This window comes from Streptomyces sp. NBC_01808 (assembly GCF_035917395.1).
In the GTDB taxonomy this organism is placed as follows: domain Bacteria; phylum Actinomycetota; class Actinomycetes; order Streptomycetales; family Streptomycetaceae; genus Streptomyces.
Genome location: NZ_CP109072.1, coordinates 3291140 through 3307886 on the forward strand (window position 1 = coordinate 3291140; position 16747 = coordinate 3307886).

Genomic DNA, 16747 nt, shown 5'->3' on the forward strand with positions numbered 1-16747 from the left:
CCGCCGACAGCCAGGCGGCGTTCCGGCGCACTCCGTTAACCGAAGGCCGAACCGCCTGGTGGCTGGCGGCCTCGGCCCGTGTGCCGGAGTGTGGTCCGGTCAGGCGGCGTTGTGCGCGATGAGGCGGTTGAGCGCGGTCAGGACCTGGACGTCGGCCAGGACGGGGAAGTCGAACGGCAGCGGACGCGGACCCGCCTGGTCGGCTATCGAGCTGAAGCCGCCGTCGTCGTGCTGCTGGTCGGTCAGGTACGCCAGCGGCTTGGCGAGATCGGTCCCGGGCGCGTGCCGGGCGAGGGCGGCGAGGGCCTGGGCGGTGGACAGCACGTCGCTGTCCTTGCCCGGTACGTGCCCCCAGCCGCCGTCGCTGCCGCGGCTCTCGTCCAGGAACGCCACGGCCTTGGCGGTGGCTTCGCCGGCGCGCCGGTGCAGTGCCGTCTCCGCGGCCGGCACGCAGGCCAGGGCGTCCAGGATGCGCAGGATGGCGCTGGACCTGCTCAGCGTCCAGCTCGGTTCGAAGCTGCCGTCCGGCTGCTGGGCGTCGATGAGGACGTCGACCGCCGGGGCCAGCATGTTCCCGTAGCGGTTCCAGGGCATGGCGATCACCGCGCCGGCCGTCATGTCCAGGTCCGAGGTGTGGCCCCGCAGATACGTCGGGAAGCCGCCGGCCTCGTTGGTCCGCGAGCAGAGGTACTCCTCCCCCGCCGCGATGACGTGGCGGTACCGCCGCGCGTCGAGCATCCGCAGGAGTTCCACGCACCGGGCGGTGTCGTCGACATCCGTCTGCGTGGTCGCCTCGTTGTAACCCCAGCCGCCGTCGAAGTGCTGTCGCGAGGCGAGGTACTGCCCCATGCGCGCCGCCAGCCGCTCGTGGCCCGGCGCGGACGCCAGCGCCACCGCGGCGAGCGAGGTCACGAAGACCTCCTGCCCGTCGATGAACGGCACACCACCGTCCGGGCCGCGCAGCCGCGACAGCGCCTCGATCCCCTCCCGCATCAGCTCGGAACCGGGCCGGAAGGTGTGGAGGGCGTGCAGCGCCACCAGGTGGCAGAGCGCGTTCCCCTCCCACACCCGCCTCGCCGGGAAGGCCGCCAGCCGCCGTACGAGCAACTCCTGGTACTCCGCCAGCTCCTGCCCGGACTCGCCCGCGTCCGCGCCCGCACCGGCGTTGTCGTGGACGTACAGGATCGTGGCGGCGTACAGCGTCAGCTCCGTCCACACCGCCTGCGGCCGCGGAGCGATCTCCCGCGGATCAGGACGCGTACCGTCCGGCAGCAGTCCGCACAGCACGAGAATCGTGTCCAGCAGCAGCCGCTTCCGCATCCCGGACCCGTGCCGGGCCCCGCTCAGGCCCGCAAGCAGCTCGTCCGCCTCGCACGCCCGGCCGGAGAGCGCGTCCACGACCACCCGCTCCAGGGTGCCCTTCGGCTGGGCCCGCTGCAGGTACTCCTGCAGCTCCTTCTGCACCCGCGGCAGCGCACGCTCCTTGCGCAGCAGCAGCAACAGCAGTGCGGACTCGATGATCCGGCCGGCACACCGGTCCCTCAGCGCACCCTCGCCGTCCACCTGCACCGCCAGGTGCCGCGCGACACGACGCCGCACCTCCTGCGGCCCGGGCCGCTGCCCCCCGGAGCCCCCTGCCACGGGCTGCGAAGCGGCATCGGCCGCGGAACCAACCAGTCGATCAGTCATCAAGGACTTCCTTTCGGAATTGCAAAAGACCCGGGCCGCTGAAACCGCGGACCGGGTACCGGAGTTGCCGGGTGCAAAGGGGAAGGACTCACAGTCGCAGGCATGGCGAAGGAGGGCCTGAAAGCCGAAAGCCTTGCGAAATCGTGGAGCGTCGGCGAAGAACGCCGGCGGGTGACGGCGATAATCGTCACCCCAGAGGGGGGAATCTCACCCTCCGAATAACCGATTTCGGGCAGGGGAGACTTGCCGGAAGTGTGACACGGCATGATCTCCGCGTCAACGGCCCCGGTGGCGGCTCGATCTCAGCCCTTCAGCCCCGCCCTCATGCCCCATGTTCTGTGATGTGCCGCGTCGTTCCCGTCGGCGGCAGGATCGCCGCCGCCGTCTCGCGCGCGTACCGCGCGGGCTCGGTGCTGCGGGAGATGGCGGCGAAGGTGAGGGAGCCGGCGTACAGGATCAGGAAGCGGTTCGTGACCGCGTCCGGGTCGGGTATCCCGGTCGCGGCGATCAGGCCGCGGAGGTACGCGCTGACGGCGAGCTGGTGGTCGCGGACCGCGGCGGCGGCGCGGGCGCTGTCCGCGCCGATCTCGTTGAAGGCGTTGGTGAACGGGCAGCCGCGGAAGTCCGGTCGGCCGAACCACCACTCCAGCCAGTCGAAGACCGCCAGCACCCGCTCCCGCGGCAGTCCCGTCGCCTCCTTGGCGACGAAGTCCGCCAGCTCCGCGCGCACCCAGCGGTCGCGCCGCCGCAGGTACGCCTCGACCAGCTCGTCCTTGGAGGCGAAGCAGCGGTAGAGGCGCTTGAGCGAGACGCCTGCGGTGTCGCGGATCCGGTCCATGCCGACCGCGCGGATGCCGTGGGCGTAGAAGAGCCGGTCGGCGGCTTCCAGTACGCGCTCCCGGTCGGCCTCGTTGACCGCGTCGTCCATGTCCGCTGCTCCCGTTCCGCCCGCGTGCCCGCCGTCACGTCCCGCTGCGCCGCCCACAACGTACCGGCCCCGTCCCGATCCCGTCGCGGCCGCGTCCGGCCGCTTGAGAACGACCGTTCTCGACATTACCCTCTGGTCGGAGAACGGTCGTTCCCCGACCGTTCCACACCGTCGGTGCCGGCGGGCCCGGAACAGGGGACCGGGTCCGCCACGCACCGCCGGCAAGACCCGGGCACCCCGCCCGTGTCGGGTTTGCGGTAGAGCGCCCTCCAAGTCGTAGCGTCGGCGACATGACCCACACGACCACTCCGCAGCAGCACACCGGCTCCGGCTTCGGCGCCCGGAGCACCACCGCCGACGTCCTGCACGGCGTCGACCTGAGCGGCCGGCTCGCCGTCGTCACCGGCGGCTACGTCGGTCTGGGGCTGGAGACGACCCGCGCGTTCGTACGGGCCGGAGCCCGCGTCGTCGTACCGGCCAGGCGGCGCGACGCCGCCGAGCAGGCGCTCGGCGGCCTGGCGGCCGAGGGTCCCGGCGCCGTCGAGGTCGACGAGATGGACCTCGCCGACCTGGACAGCGTCCGCGGCTTCGCCGACCGGTTCCTCGCCTCCGGCCGCTCCCTCGACCTCCTCGTCAACAACGCCGGCGTCATGGCCAGCCCCGAGACCCGCGTAGGCCCTGCGGGCTGGGAGGGGCAGTTCGCCGTCAACCACCTCGGCCACTACGCCCTCGCCAACCACCTCCGCCCCGCCCTCGTCCACGACGGCGGCGCCCGCGTCGTCGCCCTCTCGTCCCGCGGCCACCACCTCTCCGGCATCCGCTGGGACGACCCGCAGTTCCGCGCGGAGCCGTACGACAAGTGGCTGGCGTACGGCCAGTCGAAGACCGCGAACGCGCTCTTCGCCGTCCACCTCGACGCCCTCGGCCGGGATGCGGGCGTCCGGGCGTTCAGCGTGCACCCCGGGATGATCTTCACCGAACTCGTCCGCCACATCCCCCGCGAGGAGCAGATCGCGCAGGGCTGGATCGACGAGGACGGCAACCTCAGCGACGCCTTCAAGACCACCGAGCAGGGCGCCGCAACCCAGGTCTGGGCGGCGACCTCGCCGCGCCTGGCCGGCCTGGGCGGCGTGTACTGCGAGGACTGCGACGTCGCCGAGCCGGCGGGCGCCGGCGGCGAGCAGGAACTGCGCGCGGGCGTACGGGACTACGCCGCCGACCCGGACCAGGCCGCCCGGCTGTGGGCGCTGTCGGCGGAGCTGACGGGCGTCGAAGCCTTCGGGGCGGCGTCCAGCCGGGCGTGATCCGGACCCGACGGCCCTTCCGCTGCCTAGAGTTGCGTGCATGGAGATGCGACGGCTGGGGGCGGATGGCCCGCGGGTGGCCCCGATCGGGCTCGGCTGCAGTGCGATGTCCGGTGCGTACGGGCCCGCGGACGAGAAGGAGTCGGTGGCGACGATCCACGCCGCGATCGACGCCGGGGTGACGCTGCTCGACACCGCGGACTTCTACGGCATGGGCCACAACGAGTGGCTGATCCGGCAGGCGCTGCACGCAAGGGACCGGGAGAAGGTGGTCCTGAGCGTGAAGTTCGGGCAGTTGACCGGCCTGGACGGCACGTTCGGGATCAGCGACGGGCGGCCGGCGGCGGTGAAGACCTTCCTCGCGTACTCGCTGCAACGGCTCGGCACCGACCATGTCGACATCTACCGCCCGGCCCGGCTCGACCCCGCCGTGCCGGTGGAGGAGACGGTCGGCGCCATCGCCGAGGCGGTACGGGGCGGGTACGTGCGCGGCATCGGTCTGTCGGAGGTGGGCCCGGAGACGATCCGGCGGGCGCACGCCGTCCACCCGATCGCGGATGTGCAGATCGAGTACTCGCTCTTCAGCCGCGGCGCCGAGGCCGGGGTGCTGCAGACGTGCCGGGAGCTGGGCATCGGCGTCACGGCGTACGGGGTGCTGTCGCGCGGCCTGCTCTCCGGCAGCTACCGCCCGGTGGCCGACGCGACCGGCGCACGCTCCCATCTGCCGCGCTTCCAGGACGGCAACGTGGCGGCCAACCTGGCGCTGGTGGAGAACCTGCGGAAGATCGCCGAGCCGCGCGGCCTCACGGTCGCGCAGCTCGCGATCGCGTGGGTGCTGGCGCAGGGGCGCGCGGGGGCGCGGCCGGAGGGCGACGTCGTCGCGCTGGTCGGGGCGCGGCGGCCGCAGCGGATCGCGGACGCGGTGGCGGCGGCGGGACTGACGCTGACGGAGGAGGAGTTGGCGGCGGTCGAGCGCGCCGTGCCGCGTACGGCGGTGGCCGGTGAGCGGTACGGCGCGGCGGCGATGACGCATCTGGACAGCGAGCGGTAGGACTGGCGGCCGGTACGCGGACGGGCCCGCGATGCGGAAGCGGACCCGCCGGCGTACGGTCTGCCGGCCTGTGGTCGACCGGCCCTCGACCCAGGGCCGTCAGCAGCGCTTCTCGGACGCGGCCTGGTTGGGCAGCGGCGCCCCCTCGACGCGCAGCGTGCCGACCGCGGCCGTGCACTCGTTCGCGGTGGCGGTGCCCTGCGTCCAGAACTCCTGCTGCGTGGTGTCGTTGCGGGTGAGCTTGCCGACCACGGCGTCCCGGTCGTAGCTGAACACGCCGAGGGTCACGTCGTACGGCTTCGCGCCGGTGTGGAAGCTGTCCCACACCCACAGGTAGCCGTAGTTCTCGTTGCACGAAGGCGAATAGAACTGCTTCACCGACGCGAGGGTCGCGCCGCTCCGCTTGATGTAGCCGGTCGCCCCGATCTGGTAAGCGTCTGCACAGACCCCGGCGGCCTGGGCCCGCTTGCTCTCGGGGTTGCCCTGGGCGGTCGGCGCGGTGGCCGCGGCCCGGTCGCTCTTGCCCGAGGGCGCCGGCGCGGGCCCGCTGCCCGCGTAGGCGGCGCCGGCGGGGGTGAGGACCAGCACGGTGGCCGCGGCCGCCAGAGCGAACTTCCTGAGTCGGGTGGAACGCATAGCTGTTCTCCCTTTTCTGGACACAGAGGGATTTCAGAAGCATACGGCTCATGCCCCCGGATACCCGGTAAGACCCGTGACGCCCCCGGGGGGTTGTAGAAGCAACCGGCGCAAATCCCCCGATCTTTCAGGCCCCGGCCGGGGATCGCACGACGCGCATCGGGGCGCGGGTGCGCCGGGCCCGGCGGCGGCGTACGCGGGCGGCGCTAGAGTGAGCGCGTGACCTCCCCTCCGGACGATGCATCGACGCTGGTCGGCGACGGCGAACGGGACGACGGCGCCCGGCGGTTGCGGGACGCGTACGCCGAAGGGCGGCTGACCCGCGAGGACATGGACGCGCGCCTCGACCGCCTGCTCACCGCCACCACGCGCGGCGAACTGGCCGAGGCGCTGGCGTCGTTGCCCGCGGAGGACCCGGGCACGTCGGCCGCGATCGGGGCCGCGACCGGGCGGGTGAAGCGGAGCGGCGCGTGGCGGGTGCCGCGGACGCTGAAGGTGGATTCGGCGCTGGGGCGGGTGCGGCTGGACCTGTCGCGGGCGATCATCGAGCACCGGGTGGTCGACATCGTGCTCAACGTCGGCACCGGCAGGGCCTCGATCACCGTGCCGCACGACGCCGTGGTCGACCTCGACGGCGTGCAGACCGGCATGAAGGACTCCGTCTACAAGCCCCCGCGCCGGCCGGCCTCCGGAGGGCCGACGATACGGATCTCGGGTGTCATGGGCTTCGGCCGGCTGACGGTACGGCACGCGCGCCGCTGACGGCTGCGGACCCGGCGCGGCGCCGGGCGTCAGGCGTCGATGTCCACGTGGACGAAGAGGTCGCCGCGGCCGCGGCCTTTGAGGCGGGGCATACCGAGCTTGCGCAGCCGGAGGGACTGGCCGTCGCGGATACCGGCGGGGATGCGGATGGTTTTGTCGCCGTCGACCAGGGTCGGCACGCGGACGGTGGTGCCCGCGGCCGTGTCCTTCGCGGACAGCGCGATGCGGGTGTGCAGGTCGTCGCCTTCGCGGGTGAAGTCGGGGTGCGGCCGCTGGGTGACGTGGACGTGCACGTCCGCCGCCGGGCCGCCGCCGGGGCCGACTTCGCCCTCGCCGGCCAGCTGGATGCGGGCACCGTCCATGATGCCGGCCGGGATCTTGACCTTGAGCGTACGGCGGGTGCGTATCCGGCCGCCGCCGCCGCACTCCTGGCAGGGATACGGAAGAAGCGTGCCGGTCCCCTTGCAGTGCCGGCACTCCCAGCCGAGGACGTTGCGCCTTGTGCCCTTCGTCCTGCCCGTGCCGTTGCAGTGCGCGCACAGGTGCATCGAGGTCCCCTCCGCCGCGAGCCCTCCCGAGCAGGTCGGGCAGAGGACTGCGGTGTCCACCACGAACTCCTCGACGGTGCTCCGGGCCATGTCGGCAAGGTCCATGTCGAGCCGGAGGGTCGCGTCGGTGCCACGGCGGGTGCGCCCGAGCGGCGGCGCTGCACCGCCCCCGCCGAAGAAGGCGTCCATGATCTCGCGGTAGTTCGTGTCGTCCACCGCCGGTGCGGGCTCCTCCTCCGCGGGCTGCGGCGGCGGTACGCGGGCGATGACGACCTGGTACTCCACGTCCGCCCACATCCGGGGCCGCTGCCGTGCACCGGCGCGGTGCAGCGACTCGTAGACGTAGTCGTACAGCTCCGTCACGGTGATCCGGCCGTCGCCGTCGAGGTCCGCCGCGCCGGTGGTCAGCCCCTCGATGAGGGCACCGGTGAAGCGGGACGGCTGCGGGGAGGCGGTCTCCAGGCGTTCGCCCTCCCAGGCGTACTCGGTGCGGCTGGTCGCGGTGAGCACCACCCGTCCGGAGCCGGCGAGTTCCTCCCGTAGATGCACCTGGTCGTCGCCCTTGGCGCCGGTCAGGAACGCACCGCTGTAGCAGCAGTCGAGCAGGACGACGATCGTGCGCGCCCGGCAGCGCTCCAACTGGCTGCGCAGGAACGCGGCGGGCATGGCGGTCGAGGCGGGCAGGTCGCGGTCGGTGTCGCGGGCGGCGAAGTGGAGGTGTCCATCGTCATCCTTGATCCCGTGGCAGGAGAGATGGAGAAGCAGGAGGTCGTCGCGGCTGCGGTCGCGGAAGAAGCGCTCGACGGCACGCATCACCTGGTGCGCGGGCGCGTCCTTCACCTGCTCGGCCCGGAAGCCCCCGATCGCCGGGTCGGCCAGCGCCCGGGCGAGGCCGGCGCAGTCCTGACCGGGCGAACGGAGCGGGCGGAAGGCGCCGTCGTCGTACGTGTCGGTGGCGATGAGCAGCGCATCACGACTGCCGGAGCCGGGGCCGGCCACGGCTAATCCCGGGCGTCGAGGAACGCCTCGATGAGGCGCTGCTTCTCGGCGTCGGTGGCATCGCCGAGTTCGAGGCTGCGGCCGTCCAGCTCCAGCCGTACGGACCGGACGGGCCGGTTCTGCAACCACGCCTCCACCAGCCGCACGACGGACCGCAGCACGACCGGCGCCAGCGTCACCGCAAGCACCCCGAGGGCAAGGCCCTCCCCGGACTTGGCCCCCGCCGGCACCTCGCCCCCGGCCCGCCAGGACCGTACGTCGTCGACATCCAACTCCAGCAACGCGGACCGCAACTGCCGGGTGAGCGAGTCCAGCTCCTCGTCATCGACGTCCGCCCCACCGACCACGGTCAGCCGCACCGCACCGGCCCTCTCCCCACCCCTGTCCGCCATGGACACGAGTCTATTCAGCCCGCCTCCGCGAACGGGCCTTCCTCGTCAGGAGGTTGGTCGTCCGCGTACGGCGGCGGGTCCTCGGGGAAGCCGAAGAAGCGGCGCAGCGCGTCGGCTTCCTGCTTCCTGCCCGTCGCCTCCATGGCTTCGGCCATCCGCGAGATCAGCAGGATCGTCTCCGGGTCCTGGCGCCCGAGCCGGAGCCAGTCGGTGGTCACGTCGGCGAACTGCTGCTCCGGCGGCACGACCGCCTCCTCCGGCCCCGGCTCGTACTCGGGCTCGGGCTCGAACTCCGGCCCGGGCTCGGGTTCCGGTGGGTACAGCAGGTCGCGGAAGGGTGGGGCCACCTCGCTGTTGTTGGCAGCCGCGGAGAGCTGCGCCAGCAGCCCGATGCGCTCCACGGTGCCCTCCACCTGCTCGTCGTTGCGCGCGAGCCACCAGACGACGGCGCTGCCCGGGTCCTTGAGCACGTCGTCGGAGAGGTACATGCGCTTGTTCCGCTCGTAGTTGCGCTCGTGCTCCCAGACGTCCTCGTCCTTCCGTACGTTCGACAGCTTGCTCAGCCGCTCCCGGTCGGAGTCGGACAGAGCAAGGCCCACGTCCTTCGCCATGGCCAGCACACGGCCGGAGGCATCCGGCTCCATGACGCTCAGCACGCCGTTGAGCTGGTGCTGCGCCATGGCCGGCGACCGCGGTGACTGCCGGGCGGCGAACTCCCGGGCGCGCAGCAGGACGGCGTGCACGGCAAGGCCGCAGGGGTCGAAGTGCGGGCTCTCGCAGTCCTCGGGGATCCAGCGCACGGTTGCGGAGAAGAGGAAGTCGTAGTCGGGCATGGCGCTGGGCAGCGAGACGTTCGTGACCCGGTGCTCCTGGCGCGGCGGGGGCGGGATCGGGCGGTCGGGCTCCAGCGTGGTCTCTTGCGGGATCCGGCCGCCGCGGTACGCGCCCGCGCGGGCGGCGGCGACGGTGCCGGTCAGCGCTACGGCACCGAGGGCGGGCCAGAACCAGCGGGGCCAGTCGGCGGCGAGGCCCGCGATGGTGAGGACGAGCAGGCAGATGACGGTGAGGAAGACCGTCAGGATGCGATGGCCGGAACTCATCGGGGGGCCTCCGGAGGGGTATCGGTGTCGGGGGGTCCGGGCTCCGTGGGCGGGCGGCCGAGGCCCTGGGCGGTGTCGAGGCGGCGGCGGTAGCGCTCCGCCACGTCACGGCGCTGCGCGCGGTCGGGGCCGGGGGCCAGGACCCACCGCTGCGAGAGGACGTAGGTGCGGCCGGCTGCCGCGGGGTATGGGGCCGCGGCAGCGGCCAGGGTCGCGAGCAGCGCGTCGCGGTGGGCGGGGGCACGGGCCGTCGCGGCGGCGGTCAGCCAGGCGGGGACGTGCGGCGCCCACTCCTCGTGCGGCCGGTACGCGAACACGGCGGCCCAGCACTCGGTCAGCCGCCTGCGGGCGGTGGGCCCGGTGCACAGGTCCGGGTCGCGGGCCGCCGCGCCGGCGAGGGCGAGGAAGATGCGTACCTCGTACGGCCACCGGAAGCCGGCGGGGCCGATGCCGTAGGTGGTGAGGCGGGAGAGCAGCAGGGCGCAGAGGCGGGGTTCGCCGGTCGCGAGGGCGAGCAGGGCCGCCAGCGCGGGGCGCCCGTCGCGGTCGTCCTCGGCGCGGGCCAGGTGGTGCAGCCGGACGAGGGCCTGGTCAGGGTGGCCGACGGCCATCACCTGGGCGCAGACCACGGTCAGGGCCAGCCGGTACGTCCTCGGCAGGCCGCGCTGCCGTACGTCGGCGAGGATCTGCTGCCGTAGGACACGTCCGTGCACGTCGTGGCCGACTCCGGCCTCCAGCGCCTTTGCGGCGTCCGCCACGAGCCCGTGCGTTCGGTCGTCGGCCCACGTGCGCGCCAGCGAACTCAGCTCCAGCGGGCGGCCGGTGCGGAGCGCCTGCTCGGCGAAGCGTGCGATGAGCCGGTCCCGTTCGCCGCGGTCCAGCCGCAGGTCCCCCACGCAGTGCGCGACCCAGGTATGGAACTTGGGGCGCAGGTAGGGGAAGTACGACCAGAAGTGCCGGAGCACGGCCCGGACCCGGCCGGGGCGCTCGAAGCGCACCCGGCCGTCCGGCCCGGGGCTGCAACCGAGGTTGACCAGCTCGGCGTTGAGATCGGCCCGGTCCAGCAGGGGGCGTTCGTCCTCGGGATGGTTGACCACCTTGAGCAGGGCGTTCACGGCCTGGTAGACGATGTCGGGCGCGGCGCCGTGGAGCATCGCGACGGTCACGGCCAGGGCCCGCTGCCGCCCGTCGACCAGGCCGCGGACGAACCCGGCCTCCGCGGAGTCGTCCTCCGTGAGCTGCGCCAACTGGTCCGGCCACCAGTCGTCGAACGATCCCGCGGGCGCGGCATCCCGGGCCTGCTTGATGCCCTGGGCCAGCCGCGCGATGTCGTCCATCGGGGCGTCGGCGAGGAAGCGGGCCAGCTCGGGTGCGGCGAGTGCGGCCGGGGGTGGGGTGAGCTGCTCCCGACGGAGGTAGCGCATGAGTACCTGGTCCGCCCGGGGGCGGTCCAGGTGCACCATCAGCCGGTGCAGCTCCGCCGGGAGGAAGTCGCGCAGGTGCGGGGAGAGCACGACGACCAGGCGGGCGTCGCGCTCCTCCAGGACGGACCGGAAGGCGGACAGCTCGCTCTGCAGCCCGACGAAGCGGGTCGCCTCGCAGTCGGACAGGTCGAGGAGCAGGCGGTCGCCGTCGGCCACGGCCCGCCGGTCGAGCGTCACCCGCCCGTCCTCGCCGTCCTCCGGGTCGACCGCGTGGATGCCCGTGCCGGCGGCCGGTTCGTACAGCAGCATCTGCGCGGCGGTGTGCCGGCCGGAACCCGGGGGCCCGGAGAGGACGGCGGTGCGGTGCTCGCGCAGCAGGCGGCGGGCCTCGCCGAGGTGGCGGGGCGGGACGAAGCGCTGGTGGACGAAGGCGAGTTGCTCCTTGGCGACGGCCCGCGGGTCCTTGCCGCGGTTGCCGAGGCGCTGGGACGCCTCGGCCATCGCGGCGATGTAGACGTACTGGTCGCCGGGCCCGGTATGGAACGGGGCGCGGGCTTCGCCGACGAACGTGCCGAAGTCCGTCATCGGTCGTTCTCCCGGCGGCGGCGCGCGGGGCCGAAGTTCTGGTCGATGCCGCCGTGGTCGCTGCCGCCGACGATGTTGCCGTCGCCGGTGACCTGGGGGCCGTTGATCTGGTCGCCATCGATGCGGTCGCCGTTGATCTGGTCGCCGGAGCCGGTGTGGAAGGGGGCGTTCGCCTCGCCGACGACGGTGCCGATGCGGCCGCTGATGTTGCCGATACCGCCGCTCTGGCCGGTGTTGTGCATCCCGGGGGCGGTGTCGTCGGCCCCGGGCCCGGGCTCGGCGGGCGGCTCCGCCGCGGCGGCCGGGTCGGGGCCGCTGTCGGCGGCGGCGAGTTCGGGGACCTGCTTGGCGAGCTGGTCGCCGATGAGCGCGAGGTCGTGGCGGGCGGTGCGTAACGTGAAGCGCATGTACTGGCAGTCCGCCAGCGCCACGATGCTCTCGGGCAGCCGCCGGGGGTCGAGCTGTTCGGTGTTGCGGCCGATGAGGACGGGCATCACGGCGACGCCGTGCGCGAACGCCTCCTCGATCTCGCGGCGCACCCAGTCGTCCTCGTGGTCGAGGGCCCTGGTGCCCGGCCGGGCGGGGTGGACGGTGTCGATCCAGCCGTGGCCGATCAGCGCGAGCAGGACGCTGCAGCGGCGCACGCCCTTGGTCAGGGCGTCGTTGTAGTTCTCGCCCGCGGGGATGGACTGGGCGGCGAGGAAGACCATGCGGTCGCCGAAGCGGCGGGTCAGCTCGTGGTAGAGCGCGTAGGCGGCGTCCTTGCCGTCGCTCGTGCGGTAGTTGATGAAGATTTCGGGCATGGCGGAGCGTCCTTTCGTACGGGTGGTGGTGGAACGGGGCGGTCGGTCAGCGGGTGGTGGTGCGTGGCGCGGTGGCGGTGAGGGCCGCCGTGAGGTCGGGGCTCAGGTCCCGTACGGCGGCGTTGCGCGGGTGGCGGCCGAGGATGCGGGCCGTGCGGCGGAGGTCGGCGCCGATGGTGGCGGAGTGGACGAGGGCGGCGTGGCCGAGGAGGGGGCGCAGGAGGTGGCAGGCGTGCTCGACCTGGCCGGACGCGGCGTGCGCGAGGGCAAGGCGGACGCCGGAGCGGGTGCGGCTGCGTAACGCGTGGAGTGGCATGCGGTCCGTCTCCCGGGCGAAGTAGTCGGCGGCGCGCTGGGGGCGGCCGAGGTGGTAGAGGCACCAGCCGGTGTAGAGCGACACCACGTCGGGGACGTGGGAGGCGCCGATGACCGGCTCCTCGGGGTCCGGCCGGTCGAGGGCGAGGAGTTCGCGGGCCCGGTCGAGGCTGTACATGGACGCGCTGTAGTTGCCGTCGAGCGCGTGGCCCTGGGCCTCGTGCTGGGCGGCGAGGCCGCGGATGCGGGGTGGGGCGTCCCCGTCGCGGGCATGCTCGGCGAGGCCGACGGCGTGCGCCACATCGCCGCGGAGCAGGCTGACGAGGGCGCGCCGGACCAGGCCGTACGCCGCCAGGTGGCGGTCGTCGCCGGCCTCCGCCAGCTCCACGGCCCGGTCGGTCCACCACAGGGCGGCCTCGTCGTTGCCGGACTCCTGGGCCATCCAGCCGGTGTACTCGGCGAACCGGGCGGCCAGCACCAGCAGTTCGCCCCGGGTGCGCGGGCCGGAGCGCAGGGCGAGTTGCTCCGTGGTGTGCGTCTGGGCGATCAGCGCGGGCAGCAGCAGCGCCGGGCCGGCCGTCTGGCCGAGGCGGCGGAACTGGGCGAACACCGCGCGGGACGCCTCGATCAGCGTCGTCCCCCCGGCGTCGGCGGCCGCGCGCAGGCCGCCCTCGTCAAGCGCAAGACCGGGGCCGGCGCGGTCGCGACCGGCGTCGGGACGTGCGCCGCCACCGGTGTCGAGCGCGAAGACCGGGGCGGTGTCGGGGCCGGTGCCGGCCGCGGCGGTGTGCTGCCCCGCCGACGACTCGAACCGGCTCGAACCGTCCTTGTGCATGCGCAACGTCCACACCTCACCGTCATGGCTCGCAGGAGAGCGCCGGGCGGACACGGCGCGCTCGGGTACGAGGGCGGCGAGCGCGCCGCCCGCGCCGAGCGCGGTGTCGCACCACCGGGCGAGCTCCGGCGTGGGGCTCTTCTGCCCGGTCTCGACCTTGCTCAGATGGCTCTTGCTGTAATGCACCAGCGCGGCGAGACGATCGAGCGTGAGCCCCGCCGCCAGGCGCCGCCTGCGGAGTTCGGGCCCGAACCCGTACGTGCGCTCAGGCATCCGGACTCCCGTGACCGGACCGCTGTCGCGGCCTTCGATCGCCGGCACCAGTCAGCGTGCGGCAGCGGACTCGGGTCGAACAAGGCGAATGTGGCTGTTTCCCGTTTCCCATACAGAGAGTGAACGAACGGGTCTCCCCGGCTGTCGAGACTGCGCCTGCGCCAATCGTCAGGGGGCAGCGGTGGCGGGTGGGGTTGGGGTGGGGGTTGGGGTGGGGCCGACGTCGGTGGCCCAGCCGCCGGGCAGGCCCGACCCCACCCCACTCCCTCGGCACCGCCCGCCCAACAATTTGAACAAAACAACAACTAGAACTATCGTTCAAGAAGGAGCCCAGTCGTCCACACCGCCGAGGGAGCCCCGTATGACCACGTCCGTCGCCCGCCGCGCCGGCCCCCGGGAGTGGGCGAGGCTCGCCGTGCTCGCCGTGCCGACCGTGCTGCTCGGCCTGGACGTCACCGTCCTCTACCTCGCGCTCCCCGCGCTCGCCGCCGAGTTGCACCCCAGCGGCACCCAATCCCTGTGGATCATGGACGCGTACGGCTTCCTGATCGCCGGATTCCTCGTCACCATGGGCACGTTGGGCGACCGCTTCGGCCGCCGCCGGCTGCTGCTCGTCGGCGCCGCCGCCTTCGGCGCCGCGTCGGTCGCCGCCGCGTACGCGCCCAGCGCGGAGGCGCTCATCGCCGCCCGCGCGGCGCTCGGGGTCGCCGGGGCGACGCTGATGCCGTCGACGCTCGCGCTGATCAGCAACATGTTCGCCGACGCCCGCCAGCGCGCGCTGGCCATCGGCATCTGGGCGACGATGTTCGCGCTGGGCATGGCCGCCGGGCCGCTCGTCGGCGGGGCGCTGCTGGAGCGCTTCTGGTGGGGCTCGGCGTTCCTCGTCGCCGTGCCGATGGTCGCGGTGGTGCTGGTCGCGGCGCCGTTCCTGCTGCCCGAGTACCGGGCGCGCCAGGACGGGCCCTTCGACCTCCCCAGCGTCGCGCTGTCGCTCGCCGCGATCCTGCCCGTGGTCTACGCGGTCAAGCACGTCGCCGCCGAGGGCGGCGGCGGCCTCGGGGGTGCGACGGTGCCGGCGCTGGCGGTCGGGGCGGCCGCGGGGGTGTGGTTCGTACGGCGCCAGCGCACGCTCGCCGCGCCGCTGCTGGACCTGCGGCTCTTCGCCGAGCGGACGTTCGGGGTGGCGCTCGGGCTGCTGCTGGTCGGGCTCGTCGGTGTCGGCGGGGTGATGTATCTGGTCACGCAGCACCTGCAGTTGGTCGAGGGCATGACGCCGCTGGCCGCGGGGGTGTGGATGGGTCCGCCCGCGCTGATGATGTTCGTCGCCGCGATCGGGGCGCCGCTGCTGGCGCGCAGGGTCCGCCCGGGGTACGTCGTCGGGGCGACGCTGGGCGCGTCCACGATCGGGTACGGGCTGCTCGCCACCGTCGACCGCACGGACGGCGCGGCCCCGGTCGTCACCGGCTTCGCGCTCGTCTACCTCGGGCTCGGCGCCCTCGCCGCGCTCGGTACGGACCTGGTCGTCGGCTCGGCGCCGCCGGCGAAGGCGGGCTCCGCGTCGGCGCTGTCGGAGACGGTGCAGGAACTGGGGCTCGCGGTGGGGGTCGCGGTGCTGGGGAGCGTCACGACGGTGGTGTACCGCGCCCGGGTGGAGGGGTGGATTCCGGCCGGGCTGCCGGACGGCCCGCGCGAGGCGGCGGGCGACAGCCTCCCGGCCGCCGCAGGGGCGGAGTTGCCGCGACAGGTGCTGCGGCGGTCGGAGGAGGCGTTCGTCTCGGGGCTGAACGTGGCCACGGGAATCATGGGGGTCGCGGTGGCGGCGCTCGCGGTGGTGGCGGCGGTGGCGCTGCGGGGGGTGGGGCCGACGCAGGGGGCGGAGGAGGACGGCTGAGCGCGGTGGCCGGTTGCGGAGGGCGCGGCCGGTAGCGCGGTGGTCTCCGGCCTCGTACGGCTCCGCGACCCGCGTCGTACGGGCCCCGCCACCCGCGCCGCACGAGCCCGCCGGCCGCCCCGCGCCCCGACTACCCTGGTCCCACCCACCACCCCGACCGGAGGCCCGCATCGTGGAGCACGGCGTGACGCGCCGCAAGGCCGAGCCCGTCACCGACGGCCGCCGCGCCCGCGGCGTGCGCCGCCGGGCGGAGATCATCGAGGCCACGCTCCGCGTCGTCCAGCGCGACGGCGCCGGCGGCGTCACGCACCGCACCGTCGCCCGCGAGGCGGACGTCACCACCAGCCTCACCGCGTACTACTTCGCGACCCTTGACGACCTGCTGGTGGCGGCCCTGTCCACGGTCGCCGACGAGTACACCCGCCGGCTGCACGAGATCATCGAGAGCGACACCGACGACCTCGAAGGACTCGCCGCCCTCGTCGCCTCCGCGGGCGGCGAGGGCCGTCAGCGCGCGCTCGCCGAGCGCGAGTTGTCCACGATGGCCGCCCGCCGCCCCGCCCTGCGTCCTGTCGCGCGGCGGTGGCGGGAGGTGGTGGCGCAGATCGGCGAGCGGCACTCCACCGACCCGCGCGCGGTCGACGCGCTCGTCGCCGCGACGGACGGGCTGTGCGCGGACATCCTGCTCACCGACGCCCGCCCGGACGTCCGCCGGATCCGCGCCGTGCTCGCGCACACCCTGCGGACCGGCGAGGACTAGCGGGCCGGAAGGGCTAGTCGAGCACCGCGGCGACGGCCTCGATCTCCACGAGCTGGTCGTGGTAGCCGAGGACGGTGACGCCCATCAGCGTGCTGGGCACGTCGTGTTCGCCGAAGGCGTCGCGTACCACCTCCCACGCCTTCACCAGATCCTCCTGGCGGGTGGAGGCGACGAGGACGCGGGTGCTGATCACGTCCGTCAGGGCCGCGCCCGCGTCCGCGAGCGCGGTGCGCAGGTTCTCGACGGACGTGGCCGCCTGTCCGGCGAAGTCCCCGACCGCGGCGGTGGAGCCGTCCGCGTTCAGCGGGCAGGCGCCCGCGAGGAAGATCAGCCGGGCCTCGGCGGGCGCCGTGGCGGCGTAGGCGTACTCGGCGACGTCCGACAGGGAGTCGGAGCGGATGAGCGTGACGGCACGGGGCACGGGCACTCCTTCTGAACTGGGATAGAGCACC

15 protein-coding genes are annotated in these 16747 nt (G+C 73.8%); 5 read left to right on the forward strand and 10 right to left on the reverse strand.

Annotated elements, in window-relative coordinates:
* Positions 1-99: 99 nt before the first annotated feature.
* Both OG946_RS14040 and OG946_RS14045 read right to left on the reverse strand, forming a co-directional pair.
* Positions 100-1599: a prenyltransferase/squalene oxidase repeat-containing protein gene (locus tag OG946_RS14040; protein ID WP_326796455.1), complete on the reverse strand. Its 1500-nt coding sequence runs from the start codon at positions 1597-1599 to the stop codon at positions 100-102.
* A 412-nt stretch (positions 1600-2011) separates the two neighbouring features.
* Entirely contained in the window at positions 2012-2617 is a 606-nt protein-coding gene (locus OG946_RS14045; protein ID WP_326796456.1) for a TetR/AcrR family transcriptional regulator, read from the reverse strand.
* Positions 2618-2907: 290 nt separating this feature from the next.
* Between OG946_RS14045 and OG946_RS14050 the strand changes: the two genes are divergently transcribed.
* On the forward strand, positions 2908-3921 hold the full coding sequence (locus OG946_RS14050; RefSeq protein ID WP_326796457.1) for an SDR family NAD(P)-dependent oxidoreductase: 1014 nt from the start codon (positions 2908-2910) through the stop codon (positions 3919-3921).
* 40 nt (positions 3922-3961) lie between these two features.
* Positions 3962-4972: an aldo/keto reductase gene (locus OG946_RS14055; RefSeq protein WP_326796458.1), complete on the forward strand. Its 1011-nt coding sequence runs from the start codon at positions 3962-3964 to the stop codon at positions 4970-4972.
* A gap of 99 nt (positions 4973-5071) precedes the next feature.
* On the opposite strand, the gene OG946_RS14060 is transcribed toward OG946_RS14055, so the two are convergent.
* A complete protein-coding gene (locus OG946_RS14060) occupies positions 5072-5560 on the reverse strand; it encodes a hypothetical protein (RefSeq protein ID WP_326800244.1) in 489 nt (162 codons plus the stop codon).
* 267 nt (positions 5561-5827) lie between these two features.
* Between OG946_RS14060 and OG946_RS14065 the strand changes: the two genes are divergently transcribed.
* Positions 5828-6370 (forward strand): DUF1707 SHOCT-like domain-containing protein, encoded by a 543-nt coding sequence (locus OG946_RS14065; protein WP_326796459.1) that lies wholly within the window; start codon positions 5828-5830, stop codon positions 6368-6370.
* 29 nt (positions 6371-6399) lie between these two features.
* On the opposite strand, the gene OG946_RS14070 is transcribed toward OG946_RS14065, so the two are convergent.
* The 6 genes from OG946_RS14070 to OG946_RS14095 are packed head-to-tail and all read right to left on the reverse strand — an operon-like array spanning position 6400 to position 13644.
* Entirely contained in the window at positions 6400-7917 is a 1518-nt protein-coding gene (locus OG946_RS14070) for a caspase, EACC1-associated type (RefSeq protein ID WP_326796460.1), read from the reverse strand.
* 2 nt (positions 7918-7919) lie between these two features.
* Entirely contained in the window at positions 7920-8309 is a 390-nt protein-coding gene (locus OG946_RS14075) for a hypothetical protein (protein ID WP_326796461.1), read from the reverse strand.
* Positions 8310-8323: 14 nt separating this feature from the next.
* Positions 8324-9409, reverse strand: a complete 1086-nt coding sequence (locus OG946_RS14080; protein WP_326796462.1) for a hypothetical protein — start codon at positions 9407-9409, stop codon at positions 8324-8326.
* Complete coding sequence (locus OG946_RS14085; protein ID WP_326796463.1) at positions 9406-11418, reverse strand: ABC transporter substrate-binding protein; 2013 nt, start codon at positions 11416-11418, stop codon at positions 9406-9408. Before OG946_RS14085 ends, OG946_RS14080 begins: the two co-directional genes overlap by 4 nt.
* The gene (locus OG946_RS14090) at positions 11415-12221 is read right to left on the reverse strand and encodes a toll/interleukin-1 receptor domain-containing protein (RefSeq protein ID WP_326796464.1); all 807 of its coding nucleotides are present in this window, start codon (positions 12219-12221) and stop codon (positions 11415-11417) included. The genes OG946_RS14085 and OG946_RS14090 overlap by 4 nt, the downstream gene beginning before the upstream one ends.
* A 46-nt stretch (positions 12222-12267) precedes the next feature.
* A complete protein-coding gene (locus tag OG946_RS14095) occupies positions 12268-13644 on the reverse strand; it encodes a helix-turn-helix transcriptional regulator (protein WP_326796465.1) in 1377 nt (458 codons plus the stop codon).
* 361 nt (positions 13645-14005) lie between these two features.
* Here OG946_RS14095 and OG946_RS14100 point away from each other — a divergent pair, with 361 nt between their 5' ends.
* Both OG946_RS14100 and OG946_RS14105 read left to right on the forward strand, forming a co-directional pair.
* Entirely contained in the window at positions 14006-15535 is a 1530-nt protein-coding gene (locus tag OG946_RS14100) for an MFS transporter (RefSeq protein ID WP_326796466.1), read from the forward strand.
* Between the two features lie 184 nt (positions 15536-15719).
* Entirely contained in the window at positions 15720-16295 is a 576-nt protein-coding gene (locus OG946_RS14105; protein ID WP_326796467.1) for a TetR/AcrR family transcriptional regulator, read from the forward strand.
* Between the two features lie 13 nt (positions 16296-16308).
* Here the strand turns inward: OG946_RS14105 and OG946_RS14110 are convergent, their stop codons facing one another.
* Positions 16309-16716, reverse strand: a complete 408-nt coding sequence (locus OG946_RS14110; protein ID WP_326796468.1) for a RidA family protein — start codon at positions 16714-16716, stop codon at positions 16309-16311.
* Positions 16717-16747 lie beyond the last annotated feature (31 nt).

Excerpts from the sequence above, each read along its gene's own strand:
- OG946_RS14045 (WP_326796456.1), bottom strand. The coding sequence starts at position 2,617 with ATGGACGACGCGGTCAACGAGGCCGACCGGGAGCGCGTACTGGAAGCC.
- OG946_RS14050 (WP_326796457.1), top strand. The coding sequence starts at position 2,908 with ATGACCCACACGACCACTCCGCAGCAGCACACCGGCTCCGGCTTCGGC.
- OG946_RS14055 (WP_326796458.1), top strand. The coding sequence starts at position 3,962 with ATGGAGATGCGACGGCTGGGGGCGGATGGCCCGCGGGTGGCCCCGATC.
- OG946_RS14075 (WP_326796461.1), bottom strand. The coding sequence starts at position 8,309 with ATGGCGGACAGGGGTGGGGAGAGGGCCGGTGCGGTGCGGCTGACCGTG.
- OG946_RS14080 (WP_326796462.1), bottom strand. The coding sequence starts at position 9,409 with ATGAGTTCCGGCCATCGCATCCTGACGGTCTTCCTCACCGTCATCTGC.
- OG946_RS14085 (WP_326796463.1), bottom strand. The coding sequence starts at position 11,418 with ATGACGGACTTCGGCACGTTCGTCGGCGAAGCCCGCGCCCCGTTCCAT.
- OG946_RS14090 (WP_326796464.1), bottom strand. The coding sequence starts at position 12,221 with ATGCCCGAAATCTTCATCAACTACCGCACGAGCGACGGCAAGGACGCC.
- OG946_RS14095 (WP_326796465.1), bottom strand. The coding sequence starts at position 13,644 with ATGCCTGAGCGCACGTACGGGTTCGGGCCCGAACTCCGCAGGCGGCGC.
- OG946_RS14100 (WP_326796466.1), top strand. The coding sequence starts at position 14,006 with ATGACCACGTCCGTCGCCCGCCGCGCCGGCCCCCGGGAGTGGGCGAGG.